7 protein-coding genes are annotated in these 11,463 nt (G+C 57.0%); 5 read left to right on the top strand and 2 right to left on the bottom strand.

Annotation, left to right across the window (positions count from 1 at the left end; all coding sequences use genetic code 11):
* Positions 1–510: 510 nt before the first annotated feature.
* The gene (locus tag RQ865_RS08025; RefSeq protein ID WP_311478698.1) at positions 511–1,077 is read right to left on the bottom strand and encodes a hypothetical protein; all 567 of its coding nucleotides are present in this window, start codon (positions 1,075–1,077) and stop codon (positions 511–513) included.
* A 686-nt stretch (positions 1,078–1,763) separates the two neighbouring features.
* On the opposite strand from RQ865_RS08025, the gene RQ865_RS08020 reads away from it, so the two are divergent.
* From RQ865_RS08020 to RQ865_RS08010, 3 genes are read left to right on the top strand one after another with little or no spacing between them, the layout of a single operon-like run.
* On the top strand, positions 1,764–3,824 hold the full coding sequence (locus RQ865_RS08020; RefSeq protein WP_311478696.1) for a type ISP restriction/modification enzyme: 2,061 nt from the start codon (positions 1,764–1,766) through the stop codon (positions 3,822–3,824).
* Positions 3,825–3,851: 27 nt separating this feature from the next.
* On the top strand, positions 3,852–4,370 hold the full coding sequence (locus RQ865_RS08015; protein ID WP_311478694.1) for a helix-turn-helix domain-containing protein: 519 nt from the start codon (positions 3,852–3,854) through the stop codon (positions 4,368–4,370).
* A gap of 11 nt (positions 4,371–4,381) precedes the next feature.
* Positions 4,382–4,957 carry a PIN domain-containing protein gene (locus RQ865_RS08010; protein ID WP_311478692.1) on the top strand — a complete coding sequence of 192 codons (576 nt, stop codon included), beginning with the start codon at positions 4,382–4,384 and terminating at the stop codon, positions 4,955–4,957.
* A 332-nt stretch (positions 4,958–5,289) separates the two neighbouring features.
* On the opposite strand, the gene RQ865_RS08005 is transcribed toward RQ865_RS08010, so the two are convergent.
* Positions 5,290–8,649, bottom strand: coding sequence for a Cna B-type domain-containing protein (locus tag RQ865_RS08005; RefSeq protein WP_311478709.1), 3,360 nt, complete (start codon positions 8,647–8,649; stop codon positions 5,290–5,292).
* Positions 8,650–9,369: 720 nt separating this feature from the next.
* Between RQ865_RS08005 and RQ865_RS08000 the strand changes: the two genes are divergently transcribed.
* Both RQ865_RS08000 and RQ865_RS07995 read left to right on the top strand, forming a co-directional pair.
* Positions 9,370–9,759 carry a GNAT family N-acetyltransferase gene (locus RQ865_RS08000; RefSeq protein ID WP_311478690.1) on the top strand — a complete coding sequence of 130 codons (390 nt, stop codon included), beginning with the start codon at positions 9,370–9,372 and terminating at the stop codon, positions 9,757–9,759.
* 245 nt (positions 9,760–10,004) lie between these two features.
* Positions 10,005–11,402 carry an MBL fold metallo-hydrolase gene (locus RQ865_RS07995; RefSeq protein WP_311478688.1) on the top strand — a complete coding sequence of 466 codons (1,398 nt, stop codon included), beginning with the start codon at positions 10,005–10,007 and terminating at the stop codon, positions 11,400–11,402.
* The last annotated feature ends 61 nt before the right edge of the window (positions 11,403–11,463 follow it).

The raw sequence follows: 11,463 nt of genomic DNA, 5'->3' as shown, positions 1-11,463 counted from the left end.
GCCAGATACTCAGCGGTACAGCAGGCTAATCTCCAAACGTCCGCGGCAGCCGGAAATCCCAGTTCATAGCCGGTATCGAAGCTGTTCGATGGCCCTGCTCCGCACTGGGGTCTTGTATCCATCGTGACCAGTTGTGCGACCCGTTCACGGGAACGGGCACATTCATTGTGCCACTTATCCAGTCAGGCATCATCAGCCCGCACGACCTTGCTCGTAAAACAGCGGGCAGATTACAGCTTCTTTGCGAGCCCACTGAGAGTGGGCGACTTTGATCATGGGCATTGTGTCCGTGGTTGGCTCAATTCTGAATTGGAACTCGATGTGTGACCCCACCGGCAAGACGGATTTCCACTCCCGCAGCGTCTTGGTTCGTCGTCAAGAAATCTTTGAAGGATTCTGTGCGGCACCGATCACGTCGTTAGTTATTCATCGCGTATGAGCTGCACTTCATTAGGTTTAATGTTCCTTATGGCATTGATTAGGTCCCGTTAAATCAGAGAGTCGAATAAATTATTGTTTAACCTCTTGAAAATCAATTTTTAAACCTTCTTGTTCTACCCGTTGTTTGAACAACTCTGTAAATCCTACGATATGTTGTCGGGATGTGTTTCTAACGCAATAAACAGTATTACGAATCTCCTTCATAAATACTGGCGTTTCTACAAAAGGCTCATCTTCATCCCCTAGCCACTCATCATATTCTGATTTCTCTTCGTTTAAAATGCTTTGAATGTTGGTTATTTTCCCAATATAACAATTAATGATTCCACCACCTATCACTAGCTCTGCTTCAGAAAACTGCATTTCGCCTTCGAGTAGAAGACTCATTTTTTCATAAAAATCAGTAGAAAAGACCAACAGACTATCTATGCTGTCATATTTATCGGTAAGTTTAATATTCTTAGTGCTGAAACCTTCCTGTCCTTTAAATTTAGGTTTCGTATTTAGTTCGCCTTCGTCATATAAGAAATAAAATTGCACTTCCGTTCTATCGCTATTCATCAGCTCTATGTAAGACTCTGAATTAAGCAGTTTACTGTAAATAGAATATAACTTCATTCTTGACTCCTTGTTCATTCAAATAGGGGATGCACAGCTGTGCTTGTCAGTATTACATCCGTTTCTAATGTTCGCGGATCCACACGCGTACCCAGCCAGTACTGCTCCCACTCGGTGATCGTGAAGACGATGGCTGCGTGACGTTGGGCGCGGAATGCGTCCATCCACTCGACGCTGTCCCCGGCGGCGAGATTTCGAGGAGGAAGCTGGTCAGCCGGTAGGTCAAGCGGGCGTGGACTGTCACCAGATCGGAGTAGTGTATGGTGGCGGATCCTGTCTTTGCGTCACGTACCTACACGCTCTGATCATGGCTAATAGCAAGCCGCAACCGGCACTACCTTTTGGCGCTCGCCCCACTTTTTAGCTCCTCGCTCCCAGCCTTGCCGGTCGGGGTTCACATCTCCGGACTCCACCTCCCGATCGCACCAGATCGCGGATCCACACCGCCCGAGCAGACCACTCAACGACCAGCACCACGGCACGTATTCCCTATCGGCGAGCTAGTTTCGCCCCATCTGCGTCATCCGCGCACCACAAGCCCCTGTATCCAACCTGATACGGTCTACGACCCGTTTGCGGGTACCGGAACGTTCATTACGAGGCTGCTGCACTCGGGGGTCATCAAGCCCGAGGATCTGTCGCGCAAGTTCCACCGCGAGATTTTCGCAAACGAGATTGTGCTGCTGAGCTACTACATTGCGGCGGTGAATATCGAGGCAATGTACCGCGAGCTCTGCGAAGAGGCGGGGCTGGATGCGGGCGACACCGGTTTCCCGGGGATCTCGCTCACCGATACTTTCGCGATGGATGAACGCCAGAATCACCTTGGCGGTGGCGTGTTTGCCGAAAACACGGCGCGCGTTGAGCAGCAGCGAACCGCGGCGATCAGCGTGATTTTAATGAACCCGCCGTATTCGGTGGGGCAGAAGAGCGCGAACGACAATAACCAGAATGCGAAGTATCCGCTGGTGGATGGGCGCATTGCTGACACTTATGCAAAGCGCTCTACCGCCACGCTTAAGAACGGTCTCTACGACTCGTACTATCGGGCGCTGCGCTGGGCGACCGATCGCATTGGTGAGCGCGGTGTTATCGGATTTATTTCGAACAGCGCCTTCATTGACGGGAACACCGCCGACGGAGTGCGGCTCACCTGGCAGGACGAGTTTGACGAAATCTTCGTATTTAATCTTCGCGGGTCGATTCGCGGCAAGCAGGGTGACGCTGCGAAAAAAGAGGGGCAAAACGTATTTAACATTATGACCGGTGTTGCAATCACCTTCCTCGTGAAAACCGGTGAGGGAGGCGACGAATCGGCCAAGATTCACTATTCTGATATTGGTGACTATCTCACTCGGGAAGAAAAATTCGAGATTCTTGAGCGCGAGGCGAGTGTTGCCGGTACTGAGTTCACCGAGATCACGCCGAACGAGGCGGGCGACTGGATCAATCAACGTGATCAGCGCTTTGGCACCTATCAAGCTATTGCGAGTAGGGACCCGCGTGAGCAGGCAGTGTTCGGGCTCAGCTCGAACGGATTGAAAACCAACCGCGATGCCTGGTGCTATAACTTCGACGAGGACGAGCTTCGACGTAATATTCATGCCCACGTTGACTATCTCAACGAGGAGCGCGAGCGCGCGTACCGTGCGATAGATAACGGTGCGGACAAATCTGCTGAGCAGCTTATTCGCCGTGATAGTACGCGTGGTTCGTGGGATGCGATCAACCTTTCTGATCTCCGCCGCAATCGAGTAACGACGATGGATGGTGGGCAATGGCGCGAATCTATATACCGGCCATTTATCAAGCAATTTGTCTACTTTGATGAATCTGGGCGGCTGAATTGCCGAACCTCCAAGCTGCCGAGGCTGTGGCCGACCGCTGCACATGAGAACCTGGCGATTTACCAGGTTGGCTCGGCAACGAAAGTTCCGTTTAGCGTCCTCTTGACAGCGATCATGCCGGATCTTCACCTCACTGGGGCAAGTAGCGGAGGCCAAGTCTTCGCCCGCTACACCTGGGAGCCGCTGGAAACGGCCGACGGCGCGTTTAATCTCGACGCGCTCGCCGCATCAGAGAACGATGTCATCGTCGATGGCTACCGCCGCCTCGACAACATCACCGACAACACCCTCGCCGGATACCGTCGAGTCTACGGCGACGACCGCATCAGCAAAGACGACATTTTCTACTACGTCTACGCCCTGCTTCACCACCCCGAGTATCGCGAGCGCTACGCGGCCGACCTCAAAAAGATGCTGCCGCGCATCCCGCACTGCGCAGGCTTTGCTGACTACGCGCGTATCGGGCGGGCGCTTGCCGACCTGCACCTCCACTACGAAAACCTGCCCGCGCCCGAGGCGCTGCAATACGACTTCACCGCTGACGTGCCCGATGATGCCTATGAGCGCTACCGCATCGGCAGCAAAAGAATGTCGTGGACCAAGCGCACCACGAAAACCGCGCTGAAATACAACGAATACCTCACCATCAGCGGCATTCCCGCCGAAGCCAACGACTACCAGATCGGTGGCCGCAGCCCGCTTGAGTGGATCATCGATCGCTACTACATCAAAACCGACAAAGCCTCGGGCATCGTCAACGACCCCAACGACTGGCTGCGCGAACAGCACAACCCGCGCTACGTTGCCGATCTCATCGGCTCACTCGTGACGCTCTCGCTCGAAACGCAGCGGCTCGTCAACGAACTGCCCGCTTTCGAAGTGCTCGACAATGTCGGTGGCCCACATAAAATGAGCTAAACGAACAAAACGAAAGTAGGTGTGTCGGTGTCTGCGCTGCATGAATCTAAGACGTACGTACCGTCCTCTGAAAACCTCGAGAAGTATGCGAAGCTGCATGATTTTAATGAGGCACTTCAGGCAAAGCGTGGTCAGGTTCCCGAAGCAGAATGCTTTCTTTCGGGGCCGGAGCCAGGCCAGCAGGTGGTGCTGCCGAAAGACGTCTATGAGCTGCTTGTCGCAGTCGTTGATGCGATGCAGCAGGGTATGGCGGTAACCATTCGCCCCAACCACGAACGAGTAACGACGCAGCAGGCGGCCGACCTACTGGGAGTCTCGCGGCCAACCGTTGTCAGGCTGGTCGAGAACGGTGAACTGCCCGCCACAAAAATCGGGAGACATCGCCGGATCCTGCTGGTCGACGTGCTCGAGTATCAAAAACGCCACGAAACTCGGCAATTCGATGCGATCGCAGCCACGAGCGACCTTGACACCGAAATTCCTCCTGCAGAGTTTTTCAAGAGCGTGCGCGCCGAAGTCGCAGCCGAACGGGCAAACGGGGCATAGTGTTTCGGGCAGTGCTCGATACGTGTGTGTTGTGGCCGAGTCTGCAACGCGACGTTTTGTTATCTTTTGCTGTGGCTCGGCTCTATCGACCGCTGTGGAGCGAGCAGATTCTCGAAGAGCTGCGCTTCGGCGAGCAACTTAAACTGCAAGATCGAGGTGTTCCTAGTGCCGAAGCTCGAGCACGAGCTTCGCGGCTCGTGCTCGCCATGCGCGGCATGTTCAGCGATGCACTCGTCTCAGTGGATAGTGACGTGTCGAACGTCTATGGATTGCCAGATCCTAACGACGAGCACGTAGTAGCGGCAGCTGAGTCTGGTGGAGCCGGCGTCATTGTTACGAACAACCTTCGGGACTTTCCGGCTTCCCTAATGCCTCTTGATATTGAAGTGAAGCATCCAATCGACTTCTTTGCCGACACCGTAGACTTCGGCCCGGAAATAGCAGTCCAAGCAATCGAGAGAATGCTTGCCAGGTATCGGCACCCTGTACTCAGCTTTGACGCATGTCTTATGGAGCTGCGCCGGCGCTACGGCCATGACGAAGCTTGCGAGCAGCTTTTCGAGACGCGGCGCCAGATGCGATCGTGACTAAGCGTGCTGATCGGGTTCGTTGTTGTTGCAAGGCGCTGCTGCGGTGCCACAGACAGCGACGAGAGTTTCGAGGCGGTCGATGTCCTTCGAATCGGCCGTTGCACACTGAATCATGCATTCGATGCACTCGCTCATATGCGCGGCCACAATGGGGCAAATCTTGATCTGCTTGTCCTGATTGTCGCAGCCGAAGCGGGTTACTGGTGTGAACTGCCCGATGCGGCTGTGTCTATACCGAAAGGGGCGGGGTCTGGACGATTTAACGGTCCAGGCCCAGCCCCCTTCGAATTGCTAGCCGCAGGGGATTCACCCGGCGTCAGCGCAGCGTTCTACTGCTTGCGAGGCCGCCTGATGAGTAGCAAACCGGCTGCCAACACGGCGGCAGTAATCGCGAGCAAGCCTGAAACCTCGGCACCGGTTTGCACCAAACCAGGGCCCGGCGATTCCGACTGCTTCGGTGTCGGCGCAGGAGTTGGCTTGTCGCTTGGCTTCGGCGTCGGCGCAGGAGTTGGCTTGTCGCTTGGCTTCGGCGTCGGCGCAGGAGTTGGCTTGTCGCTTGGCTCCGGCGTCGGCACAGGCGTTGGCTCATCACCAGGCGTTGGCGTTGGCTCGTCGCTTGGCTCCGGTGTCGGTGTCGGCTCCGGTGTTGGCGTCGGCTCCGGTTCGCGAGTGTTGGTGACGGTCACCCGGTAGGTGCTGTCGACCATCCCCGCATCGACCTGCGAAGTGAAGCCCTCAACAGCGTCCTCCTCGACGGTGTAGCTCACCGGTTGGCCATCGACCAGAGTGGGCAGGCCCTCAAACCGGTGCTTCCACCCATTGCCGGCATTCAGCTCGACCTTTTCACCCACAGGGATGTTTTCGTCACCCTGTTTGCGAATCAGTTGAACCGTTACCGAACTCGGAGTCGCGGTGAGGGTTTCACCGTTTTCGTCCTTCCACACTTTCTCGACGTCGACATCGATTGGTGTGTGGACGGTGAACTGAGCAGAGGTGCGCATCCGCAGTTTCGTGTTTTCGGCGCGCCCCACGGCCTTGTTCACAACAACATCGCCGGCTTTTGCGCCGTGAAGTTCGGTCTTGACGGTGATGGTCTGCTCATCGCCGTAGGCCAGGGGAGCCTTGGTGATAACGCGCACCGCGGTCGCGTTCTCTTTAACACCCTCTTCCCACATCGCCGATGGGGTTCCCATACCGCCGTTGACGTCGGCGTTCGGGTCTTCATCGATCTCAGTGGTGGCAACCGTGGTGCTGTATATCTTCGCGCCATCGGCAGCTTCAACACCGGTCACCTTGAGCGTGCCATCAAACTTCGAACCCTGCGCATCCCCGGCAGAGGGGAGCACGTCGATCACGTCAGTGACGTTTGAGCGGGTCGGGTCTTTCGAGGTGAGCTTGATGCTCCACTCGTTAGCGGCCACACCGTTCGGGGCGGTCTCAACAACGGATTCGCCCACGGTCTTCTTGAGCGACGTGTAGCCCGCGCGCGGCACCGTCACCTTAGCCTGTGCGGTGCGGGTTTGGCCCTGGCTGGATGCGGTGACCTCGTTGGTGAAAACGTCGCCCGGCTTCGCATCCTTGGGCAGCTTCGCTTTGTAATTGATGACGCCGGCGTTGCCCTCTTCAAAAACGTGGATGTTAGGTTCTACGTTTTCTTTGGTCCACGTGAGAACTTGCTCACCCTTATCGTTGGTTTGCACATCCGGTTCAACATCGGCACTCCCTGCCACATACTCCATGCCTCGCGGAAGGGTGTCTTTGATGACCACCTGGTCGTTAGGCATGTTCGCGACTTCAGATTCGAGGCCGTAACGGATCGTGTAGTCGGCTTCTTCACCAGGGCCGTATTCAGGCTGGGCGGCATCCTTCACCACAACAGGAAGTGACGGCACCACGCGTAGCAGGTCACGTCCCGGGCCAGAGTACGGGTAGCGCACACCCTCGGTGAGCACGCCGGGTCGAGCATAGTCTGCATCGACCTTGTCTTCATCGATGATGCGCTGGAAGTAACGTTTCGCGTTGAGATCCATATTCCAGGTGGTGTGGTCTTCTTCCAGCACGGAAGTCCAAGCCCACACATCAGCGCCGGGTTCAACATCGTCGTGAATCTTCTGCTCAATGGTCAGATAGAACATCGAGCGCGGCAGCTTCGACAGATGCGTCTTATCGTGAGGGATGCGCACCTTCACGGCCTTCACCGCAGAAAGGTCGGCGGGCTTGGTGTAGCTCCAGCCGTCCTTTTCATCCTTGCCCTCATCGAACGGGGTTTCTGTGGTGCCGCACTTGAACAGGTTCGGATCCTCGACTTCACCCGTGTAGTAGAGAAGCTTCAAATCCTCAATGTGCTTGCCGTAGTAGACGTTCGGTTTCGCATCGGGGTCGGCGACCACGCGGGCATCAACGAAATCAACACGCTCAGTGTCGAGAGTGTTGCAGATCCACGTGTCGGCGAACCCGCCGGGCTGGTTGATCGAGTCGCCCGGGCGACGCGGTGCGATACCCGAAACCGACATGACCGTGGCACCGACGGGTGCACGAGAAGTGTCAGACCAGCCGATGCCCGGGTATGCCTTCGGCGACTGCGAGGCCACAACCCACGCGCCAGTCCACGAACCACGGATCAGCGGGGCCCGGTTTTCGTTGTTCGAGGGATCATCCTCGCTGGTTGAGCCATCAGCGGCCGTGTAAGTGGGCGCCGATGCTTTCAGAAGCACGTTGTCGCGGTAGTTCGACCCCTCGCGTCCCTGGGGAATGTAGGGGATCTTGACGCGCAACTCACCCGCCGCGATGACCTCGCGCGGGTGCTTCGGCTGCACCTGCGGCACAGGCACACCGTTCGAATCCAACTGGGCGCGCTTTGACGTGTAATCAAGGTCAGAGAGCGTCAAACGGAAAGTATTCGTCTCGGGGTCGACGAGTACGAACTCACAATTAGGGAAGTTTGTGGTTTGCTCGGCAGGCTTGTTTGATGCTGAGAACGGATACCCCGCATGCACCCGGTCAATCGGGGCGCAAGCAACGTCTTGGAGCGTGATCCGCTCGTTCTTTACCGCGTTAATGGTGATGTCATAGCTGACGCTCGCGGGGCCAGCAGAAGAACCCGTCGCATGCGAGAGCGAAAACGGGAAGCTCAAGAACTGGTAGTCATCCGGTGTGCCGGTCAACGAGGTGGGCGCGCCGCCATCGAACTTCGCATCCATCAAGAAGGGCGCCGTGATCGGGATCTTCGGTAGTTCAGTCGCCAGCCCACGGAACGAAGCCTTTGCGGCAACGTGCGAATCAGCCGGGCCGTCAACCTTGATGCCCGAAAGCACCATCTGTGCGGTACCCTCATCGCGCTCGCCAATGTCACACGTCAGGGTGCGCTTATCTTCAGAGAGCTCGGAGGCCCCCTTGTCGCCGCTGAGGCATTCGGCTGGGATCTCGCCGAAGTGAGCGTTTTCAACCGTGACGGTCAACAGGTTGTCGGTTGTCGGCTCATTACCTGGTGCTGGCGCCGAATCGTTGATGTCGAGACGCCACACCATCGAAAGCACATCCACACCAGAGGTGACTTCGTCGGGGTGGTCTTTCCACTCACCTTCAAGCTCATACGCTTTGGTGCCACCGGTGTGCTCATCGCCGGCAGCATGAACTGCTTGCGACGTCAAAACCATGGCCATGGCGATGAGTGCGGCGATGAACGCCATCACGGCTCTATATGTTGCTTGGCTTGTGGACGTTGGCCTAAACACTCAGCCCCACCCTTTCTGTTATCCATAAGGGCGCGCTCCGATAGGGATGGTTTGTCGTGAGTTATCAGGTGACGCGGTCCCGTGAAAGCGCACGTTTAATAACCATAGCCGGGGCATAAGCGATATGGCCAGCCTCAGTAAAGCGATTTCATCGGGCCGAGTGCACTTGTTTAGGGGAAGTTAGGAGCGAGTTTCACCCCAACGAGCAGATCGGTGCGTGCGATGCGGGCGTGCTGCCTGCTGGTAGGTCAGCAACCAGCGTGCGGCATATCCATGGCTGGGGTGCTGAGCTAAGCACGACGATGGCGATGCGTGTCAGCTTGCTGACGGCGGTGGCGCCTCGTGTGCGTTGCTAACGGTGTAGTGTGGGGCACATGACAAACTAATCGGAACACTTCGCCTCGTCGAGATGGATGAGCAGCATGGTGAGGGCATTGATATGTCGAACATGCTGATGGGCTCTCGACGCGTAAGTGTGCTTCACGGGCCGGTAGCTTCGGTGCTGAGTGCTACATCCCGCAGTAAGTCAGCGAGCTGTTAGTCGGTTTGACGGTGGCCGGTAAAGCGTAAGCCGGCCGCGCTCGCGTCGCGACTGTCGCAACGCGAAGTGGCCGTGGCAACCCTGCGTTTTCGCTCGATATTAGAAAGATGAAACCTGATAAACAGGAGAGCAACATGACCTTTGTTGTAAAAGAAGTAAAAGACAAGAAAGAAAAAGAGGGCATCTCTAGAGAGGTGCTGAATGATCTGCCAGAGTGGTTCGGTATGCCTGAGAGCACACAAGAGTATATAGCTGACTCGCAGGATAAACCCTTCCTGGCATCGTTCCACCAGGGTGAAGTGGTCGGGTTTATAGTTCTTAATGAAACCAGTGCAGACTGTGCAGACATATTCGTCATGGGGGTAAAGAAGAAGTTCCACCGTCAGGGTGCAGCAACGCAGCTGAATGAAGAGTATGAAAAACTGGCGAAAAGTCTAGGCTACTCATACTCTCAGGTTAAGACTGTGCAATCTGGCCACTATGAAGAGTACGATATAACGAATAGTTTTTTTATAGATCGGTAGGTTATAAAGAGTTGGAGGTATTCCCGACGCTGTGGGATGAATGGAACCCGTGTCAGGTGTTCATTAAATATATTGGTGGTTAATGGTGGCAGCGGGTGCTTGGGGGTTTGTCGGTTGGCTCGGTGTTGCTAGCTGCGCGAGCAGAATTGCCTATTGATACCCCCTAGGGTATCTTGAGGTTAGGTTCAACGAGGTCGGTCAGAATGCCTCGTAATGGTTCACAGCGGAACGAACGGAGTCGACCCATGCTGATCGAACGGATCTACGACGAAGACCTGGCCCAGGCTGCCTATCTCATCGGCTGTCAGGCAACCGGTGAGGCGATCATCGTTGACGGTCGCCGCGACCTCAAACCGCTGCTCGATCTGGCCGCGGCGCACGGGATGAAAGTGGTCGCCGCGGCCGAAACCCACATCCACGCCGACTACCTCTCGGGCACCCGCGAAATCGCCGCCGCCACCGGAGCCACCGCATATGTCTCAGGTGAGGGCGGCACCGACTGGCAATACGACTTCGACGCCAAACGCCTCCACGACGGCGACACCATCAAAATCGGCAACATCACCATCGAAGCCGTCCACACCCCCGGCCACACCCCCGAACACCTCTCATACCTCGTCACCGACGGCGCCTTCGCCGATGAACCCGGATACTTCCTCACCGGCGACTTTGTGTTCTCGGGCGATCTTGGCCGACCCGATCTACTCGATGAAGCCGCCGGTGGCGTCGACACTCGGTTTGTGGGGGCCAAGCAGCAGTTTCAAAGCCTCAAAGAAAAGTTCCTCACCCTTCCCGACCACGTCATGGTTTACCCGGGGCACGGCGCCGGCTCAGCCTGCGGCAAAGCACTGGGCGCGCTACCGTCAACCACCGTCGGTTACGAACGCCGTTTCGCCTGGTGGGCAAAATACCTCGACGCCAACGACGAACAGGGATTCGTCGACGAACTGCTCGCCGGCCAACCCGACGCCCCCGCATACTTCGGCCGCATGAAACGCCAAAACCGGCAGGGGCCGGTCGTGATGGGTCAGCGCCCCGCGCTCACCGAACTCGACCCCACCGTGGTGCAGCAGGGCATCGACGCCGGCGAGCTCGTCTTCTTCGACACCCGTCCAGCCGACCAGATCAACGCGTGCACCGTGCGCGGCTCGGTCGCGGTGCCAAGCCTCGGCAAAATCGCCACCTGGGGCGGCTGGGTGTTCGACCCCGAAACCGACAAGCGCGGCCTCGTGGTGTACGCGGCTGACACCGACGCCGCGCAGCTGATCGCCGATCACCTTGTGCGCGTCGGCATCGACGATGTGCGCGGCTACCTCAGCTCGATCGATGGCCTCGACACCTTCACCCCAGAAATCGTGCCCGTCACCAAGGTCGACGGCTTCGACCGCGCCGAACTGCTCGATGTGCGCGCCAAAAACGAATACGCTGCCGGCCACCTGCCCGGGGCTGTGCAGCTTCACGCCGGCCGACTGCTGTGGAACCAAGACCAGCTACCGCAAGACGGCAAGGTACTGCTGTACTGCCAGTCGGGGATGCGCGCCACAGTCGCCGCAAACACGCTGCGCGCCCGCGGCTACAACGTCGCGCAGGTCGACGGCAGCTACAACGCCTGGGTTGCTGCGGGCCTGTCGATCGAGCAGTAGACAATCGACTGCCAGCCGGCAACGAATTCCATCTGCCCCGACGCCCCCAATTGCAAGGGGA

Origin of the sequence: uncultured Gulosibacter sp. (genome assembly GCF_963509965.1) — a bacterium.
Classification (GTDB): Bacteria; Actinomycetota; Actinomycetes; order Actinomycetales; family Microbacteriaceae; genus Gulosibacter.
The sequence above is the reverse complement of the archived record's forward strand: the minus strand, read 5'-3'. Positions and strand labels throughout refer to the sequence as shown.

Bases quoted from the DNA above. Each gene is read 5' to 3' on its own strand.
- RQ865_RS08025 (WP_311478698.1), bottom strand. From the start codon at position 1,077: ATGAACAAGGAGTCAAGAATGAAGTTATATTCTATTTACAGTAAACTG.
- RQ865_RS08005 (WP_311478709.1), bottom strand. From the start codon at position 8,649: ATGGCGTTCATCGCCGCACTCATCGCCATGGCCATGGTTTTGACGTCG.
- RQ865_RS08000 (WP_311478690.1), top strand. From the start codon at position 9,370: ATGACCTTTGTTGTAAAAGAAGTAAAAGACAAGAAAGAAAAAGAGGGC.
- RQ865_RS07995 (WP_311478688.1), top strand. From the start codon at position 10,005: ATGCTGATCGAACGGATCTACGACGAAGACCTGGCCCAGGCTGCCTAT.